Source organism: Methylobacterium brachiatum, from assembly GCF_900113845.1.
Lineage (GTDB): Bacteria > Pseudomonadota > Alphaproteobacteria > Rhizobiales > Beijerinckiaceae > Methylobacterium > Methylobacterium brachiatum.
Map to the genome: position 1 here is coordinate 60516 of NZ_FOQW01000009.1, position 22068 is coordinate 82583.

General features: G+C 68.9%; 18 protein-coding genes. 5 read left to right on the plus strand and 13 right to left on the minus strand.

What is annotated here, in order from left to right; genetic code table 11:
• Positions 1–30 precede the first annotated feature (30 nt).
• The 4 genes from bamA to BMZ47_RS13115 all read right to left on the minus strand — a co-directional run bounded on the left by bamA (position 31) and on the right by BMZ47_RS13115 (position 7176).
• Positions 31–2601: an outer membrane protein assembly factor BamA gene (bamA, locus tag BMZ47_RS13100; RefSeq protein ID WP_007561090.1), complete on the minus strand. Its 2571-nt coding sequence runs from the start codon at positions 2599–2601 to the stop codon at positions 31–33.
• 402 nt (positions 2602–3003) lie between these two features.
• Positions 3004–4158, minus strand: coding sequence for a M50 family metallopeptidase (locus tag BMZ47_RS13105; RefSeq protein WP_091862803.1), 1155 nt, complete (start codon positions 4156–4158; stop codon positions 3004–3006).
• Positions 4159–4339: 181 nt separating this feature from the next.
• The gene (locus BMZ47_RS13110) at positions 4340–5923 is read right to left on the minus strand and encodes a DHA2 family efflux MFS transporter permease subunit (protein WP_091862806.1); all 1584 of its coding nucleotides are present in this window, start codon (positions 5921–5923) and stop codon (positions 4340–4342) included.
• Positions 5924–5931: 8 nt separating this feature from the next.
• Positions 5932–7176: an HlyD family secretion protein gene (locus tag BMZ47_RS13115; RefSeq protein ID WP_091862809.1), complete on the minus strand. Its 1245-nt coding sequence runs from the start codon at positions 7174–7176 to the stop codon at positions 5932–5934.
• Between the two features lie 139 nt (positions 7177–7315).
• On the opposite strand from BMZ47_RS13115, the gene BMZ47_RS13120 reads away from it, so the two are divergent.
• Positions 7316–7960: a TetR/AcrR family transcriptional regulator gene (locus BMZ47_RS13120; protein WP_091862812.1), complete on the plus strand. Its 645-nt coding sequence runs from the start codon at positions 7316–7318 to the stop codon at positions 7958–7960.
• An 85-nt stretch (positions 7961–8045) separates the two neighbouring features.
• Here the strand turns inward: BMZ47_RS13120 and BMZ47_RS13125 are convergent, their stop codons facing one another.
• From BMZ47_RS13125 to pyrH, 5 genes are all read right to left on the minus strand, one after another.
• Entirely contained in the window at positions 8046–9026 is a 981-nt protein-coding gene (locus BMZ47_RS13125) for an alpha/beta hydrolase family protein (RefSeq protein ID WP_167369041.1), read from the minus strand.
• A 376-nt stretch (positions 9027–9402) separates the two neighbouring features.
• Positions 9403–10581, minus strand: a complete 1179-nt coding sequence (gene dxr, locus BMZ47_RS13130) for a 1-deoxy-D-xylulose-5-phosphate reductoisomerase (RefSeq protein WP_091862819.1) — start codon at positions 10579–10581, stop codon at positions 9403–9405.
• Between the two features lie 19 nt (positions 10582–10600).
• Positions 10601–11458, minus strand: a complete 858-nt coding sequence (locus BMZ47_RS13135) for a phosphatidate cytidylyltransferase (RefSeq protein WP_091862822.1) — start codon at positions 11456–11458, stop codon at positions 10601–10603.
• 19 nt (positions 11459–11477) lie between these two features.
• Positions 11478–12041 carry a ribosome recycling factor gene (gene frr, locus BMZ47_RS13140; protein WP_007561074.1) on the minus strand — a complete coding sequence of 188 codons (564 nt, stop codon included), beginning with the start codon at positions 12039–12041 and terminating at the stop codon, positions 11478–11480.
• Positions 12042–12209: 168 nt separating this feature from the next.
• Entirely contained in the window at positions 12210–12932 is a 723-nt protein-coding gene (gene pyrH / locus BMZ47_RS13145) for a UMP kinase (protein WP_091862823.1), read from the minus strand.
• A gap of 188 nt (positions 12933–13120) precedes the next feature.
• On the opposite strand from pyrH, the gene BMZ47_RS13150 reads away from it, so the two are divergent.
• Both BMZ47_RS13150 and BMZ47_RS13155 read left to right on the plus strand, forming a co-directional pair.
• Complete coding sequence (locus BMZ47_RS13150) at positions 13121–14023, plus strand: diacylglycerol/lipid kinase family protein (RefSeq protein ID WP_091863125.1); 903 nt, start codon at positions 13121–13123, stop codon at positions 14021–14023.
• The gene (locus BMZ47_RS13155; protein WP_091862826.1) at positions 14020–14835 is read left to right on the plus strand and encodes a metallophosphoesterase family protein; all 816 of its coding nucleotides are present in this window, start codon (positions 14020–14022) and stop codon (positions 14833–14835) included. The genes BMZ47_RS13150 and BMZ47_RS13155 overlap by 4 nt, the downstream gene beginning before the upstream one ends.
• A gap of 612 nt (positions 14836–15447) precedes the next feature.
• Here BMZ47_RS13155 and tsf read toward each other — a convergent pair.
• A complete protein-coding gene (gene tsf / locus BMZ47_RS13160; protein ID WP_050733772.1) occupies positions 15448–16374 on the minus strand; it encodes a translation elongation factor Ts in 927 nt (308 codons plus the stop codon).
• A 116-nt stretch (positions 16375–16490) separates the two neighbouring features.
• Positions 16491–17558: a 30S ribosomal protein S2 gene (locus BMZ47_RS13165; RefSeq protein WP_007561064.1), complete on the minus strand. Its 1068-nt coding sequence runs from the start codon at positions 17556–17558 to the stop codon at positions 16491–16493.
• A gap of 225 nt (positions 17559–17783) precedes the next feature.
• Between BMZ47_RS13165 and BMZ47_RS13170 the strand changes: the two genes are divergently transcribed.
• Entirely contained in the window at positions 17784–18041 is a 258-nt protein-coding gene (locus BMZ47_RS13170) for a hypothetical protein (RefSeq protein ID WP_091862829.1), read from the plus strand.
• A gap of 24 nt (positions 18042–18065) precedes the next feature.
• Here BMZ47_RS13170 and BMZ47_RS13175 read toward each other — a convergent pair whose 3' ends face one another.
• Together BMZ47_RS13175 and BMZ47_RS13180 are read right to left on the minus strand one after the other, a co-directional pair.
• Complete coding sequence (locus BMZ47_RS13175; RefSeq protein ID WP_091862833.1) at positions 18066–18806, minus strand: pseudouridine synthase; 741 nt, start codon at positions 18804–18806, stop codon at positions 18066–18068.
• The gene (locus tag BMZ47_RS13180; RefSeq protein WP_007561058.1) at positions 18803–19708 is read right to left on the minus strand and encodes a class I SAM-dependent methyltransferase; all 906 of its coding nucleotides are present in this window, start codon (positions 19706–19708) and stop codon (positions 18803–18805) included. Before BMZ47_RS13180 ends, BMZ47_RS13175 begins: the two co-directional genes overlap by 4 nt.
• A 243-nt stretch (positions 19709–19951) precedes the next feature.
• On the opposite strand from BMZ47_RS13180, the gene BMZ47_RS13185 reads away from it, so the two are divergent.
• Positions 19952–22030, plus strand: a complete 2079-nt coding sequence (locus BMZ47_RS13185) for a prolyl oligopeptidase family serine peptidase (protein ID WP_091862835.1) — start codon at positions 19952–19954, stop codon at positions 22028–22030.
• The last annotated feature ends 38 nt before the right edge of the window (positions 22031–22068 follow it).

The following is a 22068-nucleotide window of genomic DNA, read 5'->3' on the forward strand; positions in this document are numbered from 1 at the left end:
GAGAAATCCGACCGGCGCGCGTGGATTTTATCAGAACCGCGAGCCGCCCGAGAAGCGGAACGCCTGGGTCTGATCCTTGCCAATATGGCCGACCTTGCCGAGCAGCGGCACGTAGACCGACTGACCCTCGTCCTTCGTCAGGGCGTAGGCGTAGTCGAAGCGGATCGGGCCGAGCGGCGAGTTCCACAGGATGGAGGCGCCGATCGAGGAGCGGATCGCGGCGGTGTCGCGGACGTTCACGCATTCCGGCTCGACGCCGATGTTGAACGCGGAGAAGTTGCACTTCCCGGTCTGGGGCGAGATGCCGTTGATGAAGCCGTCGCCGTTCACGTTGAAGTTGCGCCGGCCGTTATAGCCGAACAGCGTACCGGCATCGGCGAAGACCGCGCCCTTCAGGCCCAGATCCCGCGGAATGAGCGGCAGCGGGAACTGCACCTCGAGGGTACCGCCGATATAGGTGGAGCCGCCGATGGCGTTGGAGCGGGCGTCGGCGATGCCGACGTCGCGCGGGCCGATGCCGTTGGGCGCGAAACCGCGGACCAGCGACGGGCCGAGGAAGAACTCGTCGGTGACGCGCAGCGGCTTGCCGTCGATCGCGTTGATGTGGCCGCCCTGGAACCGGACGAAGCCGATCACGTCTTCGAACAGCTCCTTGTAGTAGCGCGCATCCGCGGTGACGCGGAAGAACTTCGAGTCGCCGCCGAGACCCGCGACGTCGGGCTTCAACTCGGCGTAGAGGCCGTTGCGCGGCGCGCCGACCACGTCGAGGGTCGAGTAGGCGAGCGTCAGGCCGGCCAGCGAGGTCAGCGTGTTGCCCTGCGAGCCCTTGATGGCGATCGAGGCTTCGCCGTCATACGCGCAATTCGGGTAGATCGACTGGCCACCGATGTTGCGGCCGCTGTTCGGGTCGATCGTGCCGCCGGCGTAGGTCGCGGTGTAACCCGGGATCGGCGTCGAGCAGTCGTTGTACGGCCGCTTGAGGGTGTTCGGGACCTTCAGCTCGGTGTTGTACAGCGAGTAGCGCAGGGTGATGCCGAACTCCTCGGTGATCGGCAGGCCCAGGCGCAGCTGGCCGCCATACACCGTGGTCTCGTAGCGCGAGTACCGGGTCAGGTCGGAGTACTTGTAGAAGGCGTCGAAGCCGGCGGCGAGCCGGTAGCCGAGGAAGTACGGCTCGGTGAACGAGAAATCGACGCCGCGCGAGTACTGGCCGCCAGTGCCGGCGAGGCGGACATACTGGCCGCGACCGAGGAAGTTGGACTCGGAGACCGAGACCTCGCCGATGATGCCGTCCTGGGTGGAGTAGCCGCCCGCCACCGAGAACGAACCCGTGGGCTGATCCTCGACATCGATGTTGATGACCACGCGGTCGGCCGCGGAGCCGGGCTCGTTGGAGAACCGGACCTTCTTGAAGAAGCCGAGGCCGTTCAGGCGCCGCTCGGCCCGGTCGGTGAGCACGCGGTTGTAGGCGTCGCCTTCCGCGATATCGAGCTCGCGGCGGATGACGTAGTCGCGGGTCCGGGTGTTGCCGCGGATGTTGATGCGCTCGACGTAGACGTGCGGGCCGTCCTCGACCACGAAGCCCAGGGAGACCTGGTGGGAGGCGGGATCGCGCTGGCCGGTCGGGCGGACCTGGGCGAACGGGTAGCCGGCGCGGTTGACCTCGCGGGTGACGTTGTTGAGCGTCCGCTCCACGTCGTCGGCGTTGTAGACGTCGCCCACCGCGGCGGTGATCTGGCCGTCGAGCTTGGCGGTGTCGATGCCGGGCAGGCGGGAATCCACCGCCACCGCGCCGACCTTGTACTGCTCGCCCTCGTTCACCGTGATGGTGATGACGTAGCCGGAGCTGTCGCCCTCGACGTAGCGGGCGTCGGCGCTGACCACCTGGAAGTCGGCATAGCCGTTCTTCAGGTAGTAGCGGCGCACCTGGTCGAGGTCGGCGGTGATGCGGTCGGGATCGTAGACGTCGGAGGTCTTGATGAACGACAGGAAGTTCATCTCGGAGGAGCTCATGAGCCCCTTCAGCGTCCGCTCCGAATAGGCGTTGTTGCCGACGAAGTTGATCGAGATGATGCCGGTCTTGTCGCCCTCGTCCACCTGGTAGATCACGTCGACGCGGCCGTTGGGCAGGTCGACGGTCCGGTAGGTAACCTTGGCGGTGCCGCGGCCGAAACGCTTGTAGACGTCGCGGATGCGGGCGAGGTCGGCGTTGACGATGGCCTCACTGTAGGGGCCGCGGGCCTTCGCCTCGACGATGCCCTCGAGCGTGGCCTTCTCGACCTTCTTGTTGCCCTCGAACACGACCCGGTTGATCAGGTTGTTCTCGCGGACGGTGACCACCGTGCGGCCGCCGGACTGGGCGACCTTCACGTCCGAGAACATGCCGCTGGCGAGCAGGTTGCGCCGAGCCTCCTCGGCGGAGCCGGACGCGGTCCCGGTCACGTAGGACCGGATGGTGTCGGCATCGACGCGCTGGTTGCCCTGGACGACGATCTGCTGCGCCTGCGCGGCACCGCTCAGGACGAGGCCCGCACCGGCAGCGACTAGGACGATGGTCTTCCGCACCGACTTACGTCGGGGCTTCCCCGTCAACGACATCATGCAATCGCCCGTTTCTGTTCTGGTCGCGGGGGTTAGCCCGTCACAGGCGGCCGTTGACCGGTCGTCCTGTCACCCTGGTCCAAGCGTGGCTTCAGGTCCAAGCGTAGCTCTTAGCGGGATTCCCCTGCCAAGCAAACGCGCGGGAGGCCATCGTCAGGGGATTTTGGGGGGTCGTGGCCTTCGCGCCACTTAACGGCGCGGACCCCGCCGGGGCAAAGCGCCGATCATGGTAAATGGCCCGTAAATCTTTGCGGCCACTTCTGTTTTCGCGTCGGCGAATCTGAGCTTTAACGCTGTTTTAAGCACCCGCCGGGGCGCGTTCGCGGCGCTCTCCGGGCGGGATCGCGGCGGGATTGGGGCACCGAATCCGGTGGAGATCGGACCCGGCGCCCCGCCCCGGGATCAGGTGTTCCGCCAGGAGGCGCCGAGGTTGAGGATGTCGTTCCAGGCCGCGAACAGCATCAGCATCAGCACGAGGGCGAGGCCGATGCGGAAGCCGATCTCCTGGGCGCGCTCGCTGAGCGGGCGGCCGCGGATCACCTCGAAGGCGTAGAACAGCAGGTGTCCGCCATCGAGGAGCGGCACCGGGAACAGGTTCAGCAGGCCGATCGAGACCGAAAGCAGCGCGATCAGGCCGACGAGACCGCCGACGCCGCCGGTCTTGGCGACCTCGCCGGAGACCCGGGCGATGCCGATCGGGCCCGAGAGCTGGTCGGCGGATTCGCGGCCAGTGGCGAGCTTGCTCAGGTAGGAGAAGGTCCGCTCGACCACGAAGTAGGTCTCGCGCACGCCGAGATCGAGGGAGTCCAGCGCCCCGTACCGGACGAGCCGGGCCTCCGAGCCCGAGGGCGAGCGGATGCCGAGCCGGCCGATCCGGTGGCGGCCGAACGGCGTCTTCTCCTCGTAGGTCGCCGGGGTCGCCTGGATGGTGATCGGCTGGTCGCCGCGCTCCACCGTGAAGGTCAGCGGCGTGCCGGCGCTCCCGGTCACCGTGCGGTACATGGCGTTGAAGTCGCCGATCTTCTGGCCGTCGATGGCGGTGATCACGTCGCCCGGTTGGAAGCCGGCCTGGGCGGCGACGCTGCCGGGCTCCACCGAGGAGACCCGGGCGGGCAGCTCGTAGCGGCCGGCGAGCCAGATCGCCCCGGCGAACAGCAGGATCGCGAGCAGGAAGTTCGCCACCGGTCCGGCGGCCACGATCGCGGCGCGCTTGGCCACCGGCTGGGTCGGGAAGCTGGTCGCCCGCTCCTGCGGGCTCATCCGGGCGATCGCCTCGGGATCCGGGATGCTCGCGCCGTTCACGTCGCCGTGGAACTTGACGTAGCCGCCAAGCGGGATGGCGCAGAGCTTCCAGCGGGTGCCGCGGCGGTCGTTGAAGCCGAACAGCTCCGGGCCGAAGCCGAGGGAGAAGGCATGCACGCCGACGCCGCACCAGCGCCCGACCAGGAAGTGGCCCATCTCGTGGACGAAGACCACGACCGTGAGCACGAACAGGAACGGGATCACGGCGCCGAAGAAGCCGCCGGCGGTCCCGCCCATCGCGTTGAGGAAGTCCATGAGCCGATCCCTGGCCGTCTCTGCGCCGGCGTCTCAGGCCGGCCATCGGGCCGGTTTAGCAGATCGGTGTTGTTTATCGCCAACGCAATCCGCCGGGACTGCCGCGGGAGGTCGCGGGGCGCGGGCGCGCACATCGGGGCGAAGGATGCCCGCTATCCTCGCTCTCACGCCCCCGAAGCCGTCAGTGGCCCCCGCCCCCGCCGGCGGCCGCGCGCGGGCGGCGGATCAGCGGCACGGCGCAGGCCATCGCCAGGAACAGCACGGTGAGCGCCAGGAACACGTCCTCGAAGGCCATCACCAGCCCCTGGATCCGCACCGTGTTGGACATGGCCTTGAGCGCCATGCCCGGCGCGGCGCTGCCGAAGGACTCGAAGCCGCGCTGCATGGAATCGAGCCGCTCCAGCGCGGCGTTGTTGGCCCAGGTGAAGCGCTCGTGCAGCCGGGCGAGGTGCAGGTCCCAGCGGGCGTTGAGCACGGTGTTGATCAGGGCCAGGCCGACCGCGCCGCCGAGGTTGCGGGTGAGGTTGTAGAGGCCGGAGGCGTTCTTCATTCGGGCCGGCGGCAGGGTGCCGAGCGCGATGTTGTTGATCGGGATCATGCACAGCATCAGCGAGCAGCCGCGCAGGATCTGCGGCCAGAGCAACTCCCAGAAATCCCAGTCCTTGGTCAGCCCGGTCACGATCCAGGTACCGCTGGCGAAGCCGACGAAGCCGATCGCCATCATGATCCGCGGATCGACCTTGCCTGAGAGGCGGCCGGCGATCGGGGCGGTGGCGAACATGCACAGCCCCGAGACGAACATCGTCTCGCCGATCATCAACGCCGAGTAGCCGCGCACCCGGGCGAGGTAGACCGGGTAGATGTAGGTCAGGCCGTAGAGCCCGATGCCGAGCACGAAGCTCGCCACGCAGCCGCTGGCGAAGTTGCGGTCGGAGAAGGCTCGCAGGTCAACGATCGGCTGCTTGGCCGTGAAGGCCCGCCAGAAGAACAGCAGCCCCGAGACCGCACAGATGACCGCGCAGGCGAAGACCGCCTCGTCCTGCATCCAGTCGTGGTTCGGCCCCTCCTCGAGGACGTATTCGAGGCAGCCGAGGAAGCCCGCCATGAAGGCGAGGCCGGCCCAGTCGAACGACTTCAGCAAGGCGTGGTTCGGCTTGTCGAAATCGACCAGGAGCCAGGTCGAGATCGTCACCCCGATTCCCGGCACGACGTTGATCAGGAACAGCCAGTGCCAGGACATCAGGTCGGTGAGGTAGCCGCCGATCGTCGGGCCGATGGTCGGTGCCAGCGTCGCCACGAGGCCGATCACCGGCGACACGATGGTGCGCTTCGACGGCGGGAAGATCGTGAAGGCCGCGGCGAACACGGTCGGGATCATGCCGCCGCCGATGAAGCCTTGCGCGGCGCGCCAGACGATCATCTCGGAGATCGACGAGGAGGTGGCGCACATCACGCTCATCAGCGTGAAGCCCCCTGCCGAGAGCGCGAACATCCAGCGGGTCGAGAGCACCCTCGACAGGGTCCCCGAGAGCGGGATCGAGATCACCTCGGCGATCAGGTAGCTGGTCTGGACCCAGGGGATCTCGTCCCCGGAAGCCGAGAGGCCGGCCTGGATCTCGTTGAGGGAGGCCGAGACGATCTGGATGTCCAGGATCGCCATGAACATCCCGAACACCATGCAGAAGAACGCCACCATGCGGCGGCGGTCCATGGGGGGCTCCGCGGCGGCCGGGATTGCGGCCGGGAGGGCGGCGCTGGCAGCCACGGCCGGGCTCAGCGGCTCGCGGCGTCGAACCGCCGGTTCGCGGCCTGGTCGAGGACCGAGCGATCGGTGCCACCGCGGGTATCGACCCGGACCTCGGCCGAGAGGCCGGGCCGCAGCAGCCCCTCGCGGGCGACGTCCTCGGGCACGCGCACCCGCACCGGCAGGCGCTGGACGATCTTGGTGAAGTTGCCGGTGGCGTTGTCCGGGGGCAGCAGGCTGAACACCGAGCCGGAGGCCGGCGAGAACGACTCGACCACCCCGTGGATCTCGCGGTCCGGATAGGCGTCCACCGTCACGATCACCGGCTGGCCCGGGCGCATGCGCTGCACCTGCGTCTCCTTGAAGTTCGCGTCGATGCGCACGCTCTGGAGCGGGACCAGGGCGGCGACCCGGGTTCCCGGCGCCACGTAGGCCCCGGCCTCGACCGCCTTGTTGCCGACCACACCATCGAACGGCGCGCGGATCACCGTGAAGGCGAGGTCGCGCCGGGCGCGATCGACGGCGGTGCGCAGCTCGGCCGAGAGGCGCTCGGCCTCGCGCTTCTGGGCCTGGAGCACGTCGACATTGGCGCGGGCCGCCAGGAGGCCGGCCTCCATGCCCTTCACCGAGGCCTCGGTGCGGTCCCGGTCGGCGCGGGCCTGATCGATCCGCGACTTGGCGACGTAATCGGCCTGCATCTGGGTTGCCCGGGCGAAATCCGCCTGGGCGCGCACGGCGTCGGCGCGGGTCGCGTCGATCTGCGCGGCGGCCTGGGTGACCTGCGCCTGCGCGGCCTCGACCTGCCGGCCGATCCGCACGATCGTGCTTTCCTGCGTAGCGAGCTTGTCCTGCGCGGCCTGCAGCGCGAGGCGGTAATCGCCGTCGTCGAGCTTGGCGATCACGTCCCCCTTCTTCACCGAGACGCCGTTCACCACGGGTACGGATTCGAGATAGCCCGAGACCTTGGCGGCCAGGACCGAGATGTCGGCCTGCACGTAGGCATCGTCGGTCGAGACGAAGAACCGCCCGACGCTCCACCATTGCCAGGCCTCGTAGGTGCCGCCGCCGAGGGCCGCCGCCAGCACGCCGAGCAGCAGCGCCCGCCGGAGCGGACGCTTGCGGACGGGGGGCGTGTCCGGCGCGGTCGGCGCCGAAGCCTGCGGCGCCTCGGCGTTGCGCGGGGAGGCGGGGCGGGGCGTCGGACCCTCGGCGCGCTCGTCCTCCACGAACGTAATGTCGGCAACCGGCCGGTCGCCATCTTCGCGAAGGGACATCGTCGAGCCTCTGGTCTCATGACCGAACCGTTCGGTCAGCCGACAGGACGCGCCTTGACGCACGTCGAATCTGCCTTCAGGGTAGATTGACCGAACGGTTCGGTCAAGCGAAGCAGCGTCTCCGGCGCGGAGCAGGGTGATGGTTCAGGGCGTGGTGCTGGAGCGGGGCTCGTCCTCGACCGAGAGCGACAAGCGGCGGCAGATCCTCGAAGGCGCGCGCCGTGTCTTCCTCGCCTCCGGGTTCGACGGGGCCAGCATGGGCGAGATCGCCCGGGCCGCGGGTGTCTCCAAGGGCACGCTCTACGTTTATTTCGACAGCAAGGAGGCCCTGTTCGAGGCCCTGATCATCCTGGAGAAGTCCAGCCTGGCCGAGACCCTGTTCACCTTCGACCCGGCGGATTCGGACGTCCCGGCCGTGCTGACGCGGTTAGGGATGAGCTTCCTGGCCGAGATGTCCAAGCCGGAGCACATCTCCGTGCATCGCATGGTCATCGGGGTCTGCGAGAAGTTCCCGCATTTCGGCCAGGTCTATTACGAGGCCGGGCCGGCCTGCGGTGTCGCCCGGTTGGCGGCCTATCTCGACGTCCAGGTGGCGAGCGGCCGGCTGCGCATCACCGATACGACCCTCGCGGCCCAGCACTTCCTGCATCTGTGCCTGGCGGGCCTCCTGACCCGACTCCTGTTCGCGGCCGGCGGCATGGCGGACGAAGCCCGGAAGCGGTTTCAGGTCGCGGAGGCGGTGCGGGTGTTTCTGGCCGGGTACGGGGCGGATGCCTCGACCTAACTTTCCTCCGCTCAAGCGAATGGGCGGAAGACATTTCGATCGAGAGGGCGAAACCGGATTCGTCGGCCCCATTCCCATGTCTTGCCTAGGGGCGTTCGCCTACACCAAGTTGCTGTCGAAAGAACGTGAGCACCCGTTGATTAAAATCTCTGTGGAAGGCTACGCGATCGAAACTCGCATCGTCGACACAAATATTCGGCTGAGATTTTTTCAACTCGTCTGGACAAGGCCTTATAAACGCGAAATGTGCTGCTCGTGGCACAATATGAAATTCTGATTTTCCGGGCAAATTCCGAGCGATCGTGGCGACATCCTCAGGAAACACGCCGTCGCCCCCAAACTGGGACCCCCAGAGCTGAACGGGAACCGAGATAAATCTTAGGCTATCGCTCGTCGGGAACATTTTGCTGAGAGGATCAGCTATAACGATAGCCTTGACCCGAGTGTCATGAACCAAGCTGTGAATTGACCAGACGTCCAGGCTTCCATGCGTGCACCTCTCCGCATTGGAACCAGTGCAAGGCGAGAACCAAGCGCGAAAATTCGGCTGGCCACCGCCGAGCACGAGGCCAGTATAGCCCCCCCGCGAGAACCCGAAAAAGCCGATCCGATTCGGGTCAATCCTCGCTGGGCCTGATGCCGGGCCTAGCAAGAAATCGATAAGGCGCCTGACATCCGAGGGACGGCTGATTAAGGCCCAATAATCGCGAAACCTTGCCTCGTTTGTGTAAGCATCGTCAGGGTGATTAATCGCTACGACGATAAAGCCCGCATCCGCAAGAGTTTCTGCGGTGTCGCGGTGGCCGAGGTAAGATCCACCAAACCCGTGCGAAACGACAATAAGCGGCAAATTTTGGCCCGCGATTGGGCAATCACGGACACCTGGAATCACGGAACTCCCAAGTTTGATATCTTTGGCAGCGCTAGCACAAGGCGACCACATGGCCGCTTCCAAAGCTGGACCACCTGGGTCGGATGGAACCGAGAATGTTTGAAAGCCGGCCGCCTCAACAGCCGTCGCCGCAAAACTAAATATTGCGATGATTAATAATAAACACAAGCGCATCTCGGCCTCATATTTAATAATTTATCGTTGCAATATGGTACCTTGCTGACATCTTTGTTGATTATTGGAAAAATACCGAAGAGTAGAGGATCGAGATTATGTTATCACATGCAGCGTGCAGAGCCTACATTTGAAAGGTTTTCACGCTTGCGGCACGCGGCCGTCCTAACGCCCTTGCGTGGTTTCTCGGAGCCGAATGGAACGCGTCCTGTGTTGCGGCTCCGGAAGGCAGAGGATGTTGCCCAGCGGATTTGGAAGAAGCCCTTTCTCGCCTGCTACGATGGAGGGCCGCCCACGATGCCACCAAGCTCACAGCCTGGAAGCGCTCGTCATGCTGCGTTGCCATCGAAGGCGGCACGCACGAGAGGAAGCTGCCTTATCCCGCCGCGCGCAGCTCCGGCAGAGCCTCGGCGCTCCAGACGCGGACATGGGCGTCGATGGCCAGCGCCTCGTCCACGTCGGCGGGCGCGGTCCGGTACTGCCCGGCGAAATGCCCGCAGGCGCGCTCGACCAGGTCGCTGATCCCGTAGAAGCCGATCCGGCCGGCGATGAAGGCGGCCACCGCGATCTCGTTCGCCGCATTCATGACGGTGGGCGCCGCCCCGCCGGCGGCGAGCGCCGCCCGGGCGATGCGCAGGCACGGGAAGCGCTCCTCGTCGGCCGCCTCGAAGGTCAGCGCGCCGAGCTGCACAAGGTCCAGGGGCCGGCCCCGGGCGATGGTCAGGCGGTCGCCGAGGCCGAGGCAGTGCGAGATCGGCACGCGCATGTCGGGGAGCGCCAGCTCGGCGGTGACGGCGCCGTCCAGCCAGTAGACCAGGCCGTGGATCACCGATTGCGGGTGGACGACGACGTCCAGGCGCTCGGGCTCGATGCCGAACAGGTGGTGCGCCTCGATCAGCTCCAGGCCCTTGTTCATCAGGCTGGCCGAATCGATGTTGATCTTCATGCCCATCGACCAGGTCGGATGGGCCGCGGCCTCGGTCGCGGAGGCGGCGGCGATCCGCTCCCGGGTCCAGGTCCGGAACGGGCCGCCCGAGGCGGTGATCATCATGGTGCGGACATCCGCCAGCGGCCGGCCGGCGAGCGCCTGGCTGAGCGCGTCGTGCTCGGAATCCATCGGCAGGATCGTGGCGCCGTAGCGCGCCGCGTCGCGCATGAAGGCGTCGCCGGCGCAGACCAGGCTCTCCTTGTTGGCGAGCGCGACCTTGCGGCCGAGCCGTAGCGCGGCGTGGGTGGATTTCAGCCCGGCCGCGCCGCTCACCGCGGCGACGACGATATCGGCGTCGCGGGCGGCGGCCTCCATGACGGCACCCTCCCCGGCCCCGTTGGGGATGCCGCTGCCCGACAGAGCCTCGGCGAGGGCCGGGCCGGCACTCGCGTCGGCGAGCGCCGCGAACGAAGCGCCGAGCTCACGCGCGACCTTGGCGAGCGCGACCGCGTCGCGGCCGCCGACCACGGCGCCGGTGCGGAACCGGTCCGGATGCTGGGCCAGCAGGTCGGCGGTGGAGCGCCCGATCGAGCCGGTGGCGCCGAAGACGGCGACGGTCTGGGTCACGGGTGAAACTCCCTCATCGTCACGGGATCAGACCGCTTCCACGCAGGGCGAGATAGAGCCCGGCCAACACGGCCACCGCAAAAAATCCGTCGAGCCGGTCCATGACGCCGCCATGGCCCGGGATGATCTTGCCCGAATCCTTCACCCCGTAGCGGCGCTTGAGGCCGGATTCGAGCAGGTCGCCGGCCTGGCTCAGCACGGAGGCCAGGGCGCTCACCCCGGCGACCACCGGCAGCGAGGCGGCGCTCGGCAGGTCCAGCCCGGCGAGGTCGGCGGCCACCGCCACGAGCGAGCCGGCCGCGACCGCACCGACAAGGCCGCCGATCGCCCCCGACCAGGTCTTGTTGGGCGAGACCCGGGGCATCAGCTTCGGTCCGCCGATCTTGCGGCCAGCGAAATAGGCCGCGATGTCGGTGGACCAGACCACGGCGAACATCCAGGCCGGGCCGACGAGGCCGATTCCGGGATCGTCGCGCAGGGCCACCGGCACCGACGCGATGGCCGCGGCTCCGAGCACGCCGGCGAGCGCCCGTACCCGGCCGAAGCCGGTGCGCGCCACCGTGGCGCAGGCCGCGGCCCCGAGGAGCAGGACGGCGAGGCAGGCGAGCGCTGGGGCGCCGCCGCGCTGGCAGAGCAGCAGGGCGCCGAGCGTCGCCGCGCCCAGCGCGATCAGCACCTCGCGCGGCTCGGTCCGGCTCATCACCATCCATTCGGCGAAGCCGATGATGCCGGCGGCGAGCCAGATCCCCGCGAAGGGCCAGCCACCATAGACCAGGGCCGCGAGGATCGCCGGGGCGAGCACCACGCCCGAGGCGACGCGCAGCCAGAGCTCGCGCCGCCCGGAGGGGCGTGCGGCCTGTGGGGCGGTGGGGGTCACGCGCGTCTCGGCCTTCGCCTCAGACGTGCATGATCTCCTTCTCCTTGGCGGCCAGCACGCCGTCGATCTCGGCGATGAACTGGTCGGTCGCCTTCTGCACGTCGGCGGCCTGGCGCTTCTCGTCGTCCTCCGAGATGGCGCTGTCCTTCAGGAGCTTCTTCAGGTGGTCGAGCCCGTCCCGGCGGACGTGGCGCACGGCGACGCGCGCCTCCTCGGTGTATTTGTGGGCGACCTTGACCATCTCCTTGCGGCGCTGCTCGTTCATCTCGGGGATGCGCAGCCGGATGGTCTGACCCTCGGTCTGCGGGTTGAGGCCGAGATCGGATTCGCGGATCGCCTTCTCGACGGCGGTGACCATGCTGCGGTCCCAGACCGAGATCGACAGAAGCCGGGGCTCGGGCACGCTCACGGTGGCAACCTGCGCCATCGGCATCGACGAGCCGTAGGCGTCGACCTGGATCGGGTCGAGCAGCGAGGGCGTGGCGCGCCCGGTCCGCAGGGATCCGAGATCCTTTGAGAGCGACGCGACCGCGCCCTGCATGCGGCGCTTGATGTCGTTGAGGTCGAATTCCGGTGTGGCCATGGTGGTCGTCCCGACACGTCTGACGTTGTCTTCTCGCCCGGTACGGGCAGTCGCGGCCTCAATGGCGGAATTTTCCCGGTGCCGCAAACCTCCGGCGCATCCTCCGGAAAGCGGGTCACCGGCTTTCCGAAGGCCGCGATGCGAATCGCGAGGCGCGCGGGTGCCGGATCAGGGCGCCACGAGGGTCGAGGGCGCCTCGCCCGACAGGATCCCGGCGATCGAGCTCGGCGGATGCAGGGAGCCCACGACGATCGACAGCCGGCTCTCGCGGGCGAGCGCGAAGGCCGCGGTGTCCATCACCTTGAGGTCGCGGGCGATCGCCTCGTCATGGGTCAGCCGGTCGTAGCGGGTGGCGGTCGGATCCTTCTTGGGATCGGCCGAGTAGACGCCGTCCACCTGCGTGGCCTTGAGCACGGCGTCGCAGCGCAGCTCGGCGGCGCGCAGGACCGCGGCGGTGTCGGTCGTGAAGAACGGGTTGCCGGTGCCGCCGGCGAGCACCACCACCTGACCCTTGTCGAGATGGTGCAGGGCCGGCTGGCGGGCATAGGTCTCGCAGATCGTCGGCATCGACACCGCCGACATGGTCCGGGCCGGCACGCCCGCGGCGTTGAGCGCGGTCTCGATCGCCAGCGAGTTCATCACCGTGGCCATCATGCCCAGGGAATCACCGGTGGCCCGGTCGATCCAGCCGGCCGCCGAGATGCGGGCACCGCGGATCATGTTGCCGCCCCCGACCACGATGGCGATCTCGGCACCGGCCTCGATGGTCCGGGCGATGTCCTCGGCCAGGGCCGCCAGCGTGGGCGGATGGAGCCAGTAGCCGTCCGGAGCGGCCAGGGCCTCGCCCGACAGCTTGAGGAGGATACGGCGAAACGGCGTCGCTTCCGGCATCTCGATCTCCGGCTCCCCACCGCATCGCGCGAACCCGCGAGGCTTCTACGTCAGCCGCGGGAGCGGCGTCGAGGGGCGCGGAGCGATCGAGGCGGGGATCACGGGGACGATCTGCCACCGACACGCGATCGACGTGCAGCTTTGGCAGAGGAGCGAGGCCCGCCATCGGGATGGACGCCCGGGATTCCATGCGCATCGCACTCGTCATCAACGGCGCCTCCGGGGCGGTGGCGTCGGGCACGACGCCGGAGGCGATCCGGGAGAAGCTGGTCGCGGCCGGGATCGAACCGCTCGGCGAGGCCGACCGGGGGGCGCCCCTGCCGGTGCGGATCGCCGCCGCGGCCTCGGAGCCCGATATCGACGCCCTGGTGGTGGCCGGCGGCGACGGCACCATCGCGTGCGCGGCCGCGGCCCTCGTCGGCAAGACCACGCCGCTGGGGATCCTGCCGCTCGGCACCCTGAACCTTCTGGCCCGGGATCTCGGGGTGCCGCTCGATATCGACGGCGCGGTGGCCGCGCTGGTTGCGGGCGGCCGACGCCGGATCGATGTCGGTGAGGTCAATGGCCGCACGTTCCTGATCAACTCGGTGCTCGGCCTGCCCGCCCGGGTGACACGGCACCGAGAGGCACATCGCCGGCATCTCGGCCTGCGCAGCCTGCTGCGCTGGGTCGTGGGGGTCTTGCGCCATCTCGGCCGGTATCCGCGCCTCACCGTGACCGGCACGATCGACGGCGCGGTCCGGACTTGGCGGTTCCGGCTGCTGGCGGTGGTGATCGGCGATTACGTCGAGCGCCCGGGCCATATGCTGGTGCGGGCTCCCGTCGATGCCGGGCGGCTCACGCTCTACGTCCTGGCGCATCTCTCGCTGGCCCGGACCCTGCGCCTCGCCCTCGGCTTCGCCCTGGGCGATTGGCGGCGGCTGCCGGACGTGGAGCGGGTGCCGGCGACGAGCCTGACCATCGCGTCGGAGGCCCGGGCGCTCCGGGTCATGAACGACGGCGAGGTGACCCTGATCCCCGCACCCCTGCGCTACCGGATCCACCGGCAGGCGCTGACCGTGATCGTGCCGAAGACGGGCGGCCATCCGTGAGACGGATCAGCCATATCTCCGACCTGCATTTCGGCCGCACCGACCCGGCGGTGGTGGAAGCGCTGGTTCACGAGCTGAACGCCGACGCCCCGGACCTGATCGTCGCCTCGGGGGATTTCACCATGGCGGCGCGCCCGTCGGAATTCGCCGAGGCCCGCGCCTTCCTCGACCGGCTGAAGCCGCCCTGGATCGGGGTGCCGGGCAACCACGACATCTCGCCGTTCCGCCTGATCCAGCGCTTCCTGTGGCCGTTCACGCGCTACCGGCGCGCCATCGCGGCCGAGACCGAGCCGTGCTTCGAGGATGCGGAGATCGGGATCGTCTGCCTGAACACGGTGCGGCGCTGGGCGCCGGAGCCGGACTGGTCGCACGGCGTGATCCGCCGCAGCCAGATCGTCCGGGCCGAGGCGCGGCTCACGGCGATGCCGGATCACCTGTTCAAGATCGTCGTGGGTCACCACCCGTTCCTGCCGCCCCCCTGGGACGCGGAAGCCCGGATGGTCGGGCGGGCCGATCGGGCCCTGGCCGCGTTCCGCCGCTGCGGGGTCGGCCTGACCCTAGCGGGCCATCTGCACCGGCACTACGCCCGCTACGCGGACCCCGAGACCCCCGAGGATGCCTTGGTGGATCAGAGCGCCGTCCGCTCGCGCCCGGGGCGGTTGCTCGCCGTCCAGGCCGGCTCGGCGACCTCGACGCGGCTGCGGGGCAACGAGCCGAACGCTTACAACCGGATCACCATCGCGGGCGGTCTAGCGACCGTCACCGTGCGGCTGTGGGACGGGCGCGCCTGGGTCGATGCGGCGCCGGCATGACCGACATGGTCGCGCCGGCGCCGATCTTGTCAGCTCCCGGTGAAGACGCCGACGGAGCCGAGAAGCGTCATGACGAGACCGGACGCGAACACGCCGATCATCAGGTAGGAGAAGGTTTTCAAAGCCATGCCTGTGATCTAGCGCGGCCGTGCCGCGGCCGGTGTGCGCTGCAACACGGGGCGGGCGGGATTAGGTTTCCGCGATACGGGACTTAGAGGGGCCCAGGCCGGAATGATATTGTCCGGCAATGACTTGCGTCGTCTAAACAAATAAAGTCGCGGCGCAAACGGCTGGTCCGGCGGTGCTGCTGATTTTGCGACGAGAAGCCCCCGCCCGCATCGGCTACGATGTTCACGCTTCAGCTTATGCAGGCCATGACGCGCCCCCTCTCACGTGCGGGAGAGGGGAGCCGCGCTGCATCCTGGGCGGTGTGATCGACACAGACCGTCTCGATGAGGCGGAATACTGTCTGACCGAGCTCGATCCAACCGGCCGTTCCGACCCAGCCTTCTGCCTTCTCGCCAACGCCGTTGGCGCGAAACACAAAAAAACCCCGCCCGGCTCACGCCGAACGGGGTTTTCGAAATCGTCAGACCGAAAGGTCCGGACTAATCAGGCGCGACCGGCCTGCTGGGCGACTTCGGTGGCGAAGTCCGGACCCTCTTCCTTCTCGATGCCCTCGCCCAGCGCGTAGCGGACGAACGCGGTCAGGGTGACGGGGCCGCCGACCTTGCCGGCGGCTTCCTTGAGCACCTGGCTGACCGTCTTCGAGCCATCATGCACGAAGGGCTGCTCCAGGAGGGTGACCTCCTTGTAGTAGCTCTTCAGGCCGCTCTCAACGATCTTGGCGAGCACGTGGTCCGGCTTGCCGGCGTTCTTCTCGCGCAGGATGTTCGACTCGCGCTCCAGGGTCGCGGCGTCGACGCCGGAGGCGTCCAGCGCCACCGGGTTGGTGGCGGCGACGTGCATGGCGATCTGGCGGCCGAGATTCGACAGGGCGTCAACGTCGCCTTCGGACTCGAGCGCCACGAGCACGCCGATCTTGCCCAGCCCGTCCGAGACCTGGCTGTGGACGTAGGAGGCGATGACGCCCTTCTTGACCTCGAGCTTGGCGACCCGGCGCAGGTTCATGTTCTCGCCGATGGTGGCGATCAGGCTCTGCAGCTTCTCCGAGACGGTCTCGGTGGCGCCCGGGAACTTGGCGGCCTGGAGGCCCTCCAGGGTGCCGTCGGTGTTAAGGGCGATCTTGGCGGCCTCGCGGGCGAAGGCCTGGAAGGCGTCGTTGCGGGCGACGAAGTCGGTCTCGGAATTCACCTCGACGATCGCGGCATGATGGCCGGCGGATTCGACGGCGACCAGGCCCTCGGCGGCGACGCGGCCGGCCTTCTTGGCAGCCTTGGCGAGGCCCTTCTTGCGCAGCCAGTCGATGGCCGCCTCGATGTCGCCCTGCGTCTCGTTGAGCGCGCCCTTGCAGTCCATCATGCCCGCGCCGGTCTTCTCCCGGAGCTCCTTCACCATCGCGGCGGTGATGTTGGCCATGGCGGTCCCTTTCGTGTGGTCTGGATGAGAGAGGCCCGGCGCGCGGGTAAGCGGCCGGGCCCGGTATGCCTGGGTTCACGACGCCCCGATGACGGGGCGCCGCGACGTACCGAGAATCAGACCGCGGCGGCGGCCTCGACGAAACCGCGGGCCTGCGAGACCCACGAATCGCGGTCGATGCGGCCGTTGAGCTTCAGGTCGGAATCGACCTTGGCGACCTCGTCCGGGGTCATCGCGGCGATCTGCCAGTAATGGTAGATGCCGGCATCGTTGAGCTTCTGGACGATCTGCGGACCGGCGCCGTGCAGCTTGGTCAGGTCGTCCGGCGCGCCGCGCGGGGCGGCGAGCAGCTCGAAATGCTCGGTCGACTCGGCGAGCATCGCCACGTCGGCCGGGTCGAGCGCGTCGGACTCGACCGAGACGGCCGCGTCGTCGTTCGCCGGCAGCTCCTCGGCCTGCGGCTCCTCGGAGGCGCCGAGATCGACGCCCGACGAGCCCTGGGCCCGCGAGATGCCGTCGATGGCGGCCTTGGCGATCAGGTCGCAGTAGAGCGCGATGGCGCGGCCGGCATCGTCGTTGGCCGGGACGATGTGGGTGATGCCGTCCGGGTTGCAGTTGGTGTCGACGATGGCGGCCACCGGGATCCCGAGGCGGTTCGCCTCCTTGATCGCCAGCTGCTCCTTGTTGGTGTCGATCACGAACAGCAGGTCCGGCACGCCGCCCATGTCCTTGATGCCGCCGAGCGCCTTCTCGAGCTTGTCCTTCTCACGGGACAGCATCAGGCGCTCCTTCTTGGTCAGGCCCGGGCCGCCGGTCTCCAGCGTCTCGGTGACCTTGCGCAGGCGCGCGATCGAGCCCGAGATGGTCTTCCAGTTGGTGAGCATGCCGCCCAGCCAGCGGGAATTGACGTAGTACTGGGCCGAGCGCTTGGCGGCGTCGGCGATCGTGTCGGCCGCCTGGCGCTTGGTGCCCACGAACAGCACCCGGCCGCCCTTCGCGACGGTGTCGCTTACCGCCTGCAGCGCGGTGTGCATCGCCGGCACGGTCTGGGCCAGGTCGATGATGTGGATGTTGTTGCGGGTGCCGAAGATGTACGGCTGCATCTTCGGGTTCCAGCGGTGGGCCTGGTGACCGAAATGGGCGCCCGCCTCGAGGAGCTGACGCATAGTGAAATCGACGGCCATGTCTTTGTACTCTCCGGTTGGATCCGCCGCGGAGGGATGCAGCCGCCCGACGCATTCGGACGGCCACCGGAAGACGCCTCATTCAGGCATGAGGCCGGCTCCGCGTGTGGGATGGGCGGGCGCTTAGCAGAGCCCGGGGCGGGACGCAAGGATTCGGGTGAAATCGAAGGGCGGCCGCCTCTCAGGGCTTGTAACTGGAGGTCTCCGACGCCGATAAGTCCCCGCATGGCGGGCGTCGCGTTCGATACGCTGAAATTTGCCCGGACCCTCCGGGACAAGGCCAAGCTCTCGCCCGAGCAGGCCGAGTGCTTGGCCGATGCCATGGCCGAAGCGCTTCAGGGTGATCTCGTCACGAACGCAGATCTGCGCGCCGAATTGGCAGAGACTCGCGCCGAGATCGTGCGCTGGGTCGCCGGATTGATCGGCTTTCAGACGCTGGCGATCATCGGAGCCGTCGTCGCCCTCGCCCGGTCGCTTCATTGAGGCCGTAGTCCAGGTCCAAAGCGATCAGGTGCCCGCGAACACGGCGGCGATATCGGCCGGACCCATAACCCGGTAGCCCCCGGCCGGCAGGTCCGCCGGCAGGTCGAGCCCGCCGACCCGGTCCCGATGCAAAGCCACGACGTGGTTGCCGATGGCGGCGAACATCCGGCGCACCTGGTGGTAGCGGCCTTCCGTCAGCGTCACCGCGCAATGGGTGGGATCCTCGACGTCCAGATGCACCGGCAGCAAGGGCCGGTCCTCACCCTCCAGCATCAGCGTGCCCGACGCGAAGGTCGCTCCCTCGGTGCCGTCGAGCGGCCGGTCCAGGGTGACCCGGTAGCGCTTGGCCACATTCGCCTTGGGCGCGATGATCCGGTGGAGCAGCGCGCCGTCATCGGTGAGCAGCAACAGGCCGGAGGTCTCCTTATCGAGGCGCCCCACGGTGGAGAGCGGCGGGTCGCGCCGGCGCCAGCGTTCGGGCAACAGCCCGTAGACGAGGGGCCCGGCCTCCTTGTGCGAGCAGGTCACGCCGAGCGGCTTGTGCAGCATCAGGCACAGGCCCGGCAGCGGATCGACCGGCGCGCCGTCGACGGTCAGACGCTCCGGAAGATCGGGATCGAGGGCGATCCGGTCGCCGGCATCCGCCAGCTCGGCGCCGTCCAGCAGGATCGCGCCGGCGCGGGCCAGCCCCTGGATCTCGCGGCGCGACCCGTAGCCGAGATTGGCCAGCAGCTTGTCGAGGCGGACGGATTTGGCCGCCTTCATCGGCGCGCCTCGTAGACCCGGTAGCCCCCGGCCTGCACCGTGACCGAGACGTCGCGGAACGCGGCACCCAGGGCGGTCTCGTAGGGCAGGTGCGCATTGGCCACGAGCCACAGCGTGCCGCCCTTGCGCAGAGCCTCCGCGGCCCGGGCGATGAAGGTTCGGCCGAGCGCCTGATCCTCGGTGCCGCCATCGTGGAACGGCGGGTTCATCACGACGAAGTCGAGACTGCCCGGCACCGCGCCGGCCGCCCGGATATCGGCCCAGACGATCGTCGCCCGCGGATCGGCGACGTTGCGATGCGCCATCTCGACGGCCCGGCGATCGATCTCCACCAGCGTCAGCGCGGTGACCGCGGGCGAGCCCAGGATCGCCCGGGCGAGGATCCCGAGGCCGCAGCCGAGATCGGCCCCCTTGCCCTTCAGCGGCGGCAGATTCGCCAGGAGCAACGCCGTACCGGGATCGAGCCGGTCCCAGGAGAAGACGCCAGGCTGCGTGCACAGAGCGAGGTTGTCGACGTGGCGCGGGCCGCCTTCCTCGATGGCTGCGCCGAGTCCGGCCGGCTCCGGCGGCCGGACGAGCCTGCAGATCCGGTGGTGGCGGCGCGGCTCGTCGGCAGCGTGACACGCGAAAGCGGCCAGTTCCTTGGCCAGCCGCGTGCCGCCCCGGTCCTTCGGCGCGAGTGCCAGCATCCGGCCGCCGGGCACGAGCGCCCGCAACGTATGAGCGAGCACGTAGCGCCGCTCGATCGTGCCCGGGGGCGCCAGCACGGTCGCGGCATCAAGGCTGCCCTCGGTCAGGTCCTCGAGCCGGGCTGAGCCGGGGATCAGGGGGGAAAGCTGGACGGCGTCGCCGGGGACCTCTGCGAGGTCGACCGGCGGCAGGCCGTAAACGGCATGGCGCATGAACAATTCAGGATCTGGAGAGCTGGCATCGGAACGCGAATCCACAGCGGAGCGGGAAGCCCGCACCCGACTCGGATCATCCGGAGGGAACGTCGCCTGTTACCCGGAATGGCTCCGAAAGCCCAGCCTCGGGGTCGCCGCACGGACCCGGTCAGAGGGCAGACCGTCCGCCGCGGGCGAGCCCCCGCCCCTGCGCCATCGGGGCGGTTCCCGAATCCCCGAAGCCGGGTCTATCTTGCGGTCATGACCGCTCCGAACGACCCGCGCCCGACCCTCCAGAATCCGGACGACGATCCCTACCTGTGGTTGGAAGAGATCGACGGGCCGGAGGCGCTGGCCTGGGTCGAGGCCCGCAACGCCGAGACCCTGGCCCGCTACGGCGATGCCGCCTTCGCCCGGGATCGCGACACCGCGCGGACCATCCTGGATCGGCCGGAGCGTATCCCGTTCGTCTCGCGCCGGGGCGGGCTGCTCTATAATTTCTGGACGGATGCCGAGCACCCGCGCGGCCTGTGGCGGCGCACCGACGCGGCGAGCTTCCGGACCGAGTCGCCGGCTTGGGACATCCTGCTCGACCTCGATGCGCTCGCCGCCGCGGAGGGCGAGGATTGGGTCTGGGCCGGGTCGTCGGTCCTGAAGGAGGGTCACGACCGCGCCCTGCTTTCCCTCAGCCGGGGCGGCGGCGACGCCAAGGTCGTGCGCGAGTTCGACCTGACCGCCCGCCGCTTCGTGGCCGACGGCTTCGTCCTGCCGGAGTCGAAGGGCGGTGCGGCCTGGCTCGACCGCGACACGCTGCTGGTCACGAGCGCCTACGGCGACGGCATGGCCACGCGCGCGGGCTACCCCCGCGCCACCCGGATGCTGTCGCGCGGCTCGGATCCGCTGGCCGCCGCAGTGCTGTTCGAGGTGCCGGAGACCAGCATGGCCGCCTGGGCCTCGGTGGACCGGGAGACGGGCGTCGAGCGACTGGTCTTCATCGAGCAGATCGGCTTCTTCGACACGACGATCCACCTCGGCGACCGGAGCGGCCCGCGCACCCGGCTCGACCTGCCCTCGGACGCGGACGTCCAGATCGACCGGGATTACCTCGCGGTGCGGCCGCGCCAGCCCTGGCTGGTAGGCGGCGTGGAGCACGCGACCGACACGGTGCTGGCGATGCCGCTCTCGGCCTTCCTGGCGGGGCGCCGCGACTTCACGGTCCTGTGGCGGCCGGACCAGCGACAGGCGCTCCAGGACGTGTTCTGGTCGGCGGGGCGTCTGTTCGTCCATGCGCTCGACGACCTGCGCCCGACCTACACGGTCTGCACGCCCGAAGGGGGTGCCTGGACGACACGGCCGCTCGACGGGCTGCCGGCCCTCGGCAGCGTCCATGTCTGGCCCCTCGACGGCGACCCCGAGGAGGCGGACGGCACGCTGCTGGCGACCGTGCACGACCCTGTGACGCCCGCGACGCTGCTCAGCATCCCGCCCAGCCTCGAAGCACCCACGGTGCTGCGCCGGACCCCGCCGGCTTTCGACGCGCAGGGCCTGCGGGTCACCCGGCACGAGGCAATCTCGGCGGACGGCACGCGGGTACCCTACGTCCAGACCGGACCGGAGGCCCTGACCGGCGAGGCTCCGGTGCATATGACCGCCTATGGCGGGTTCCGGCTCCCGCTGCTGCCGAGCTATTCCCCGGTCCTGGGCAAGCTCTGGCTGGAGCGGGGCGGCACGAGCGTCGTCGCCAATATCCGCGGGGGCGGCGAGTTCGGCACGCGCTGGCACGATGCCGGCCGTCGCGAGGGCAAGGCACGGGCCCATGACGATTTCGCCGCGGTCGCGGCCGACCTCGTGGCGCGCGGCGTGACCCGGCCGGGCCGGATCGCCGCGGAGGGCGGCTCGAATGGCGGCCTGCTGATCGCGAACATGCTGACCCGGTATCCGGAGCGGTTCGGCGCGCTGTTCTGCACGATCCCGCTGATCGACATGCGCCGCTACACCAAGCTCCTGGCCGGGGCGAGCTGGATCGCGGAATACGGCGACCCGGACGATCCGCAGGATTGGGCCTTCCTCGGCGCGATCTCGGCCTACCACAAAGCCGAGGCGGGCCGGCCCTACCCGCCGATCCTGCTGGCCACCAGCCGCCGCGACGACCGCGTCCATCCCGGCCATGCCCGCAAGATGGCCCGGAAGCTGAACGCCCTGGGTTACGATGCGTCCTTCTACGAGCCCGCCTCAGGCGGTCACGGCTACGGCAAGGACAATGCCGAGACGGCGTCCTTCCTAGCGCTCGGCCTGACCTTCCTGCGTCGCTCGATCGGCTGGGATGCCCCGGAGGCCTAAGATCCGGGTTTCAAAAGGTCTTCGACCTTTTGCGGGTG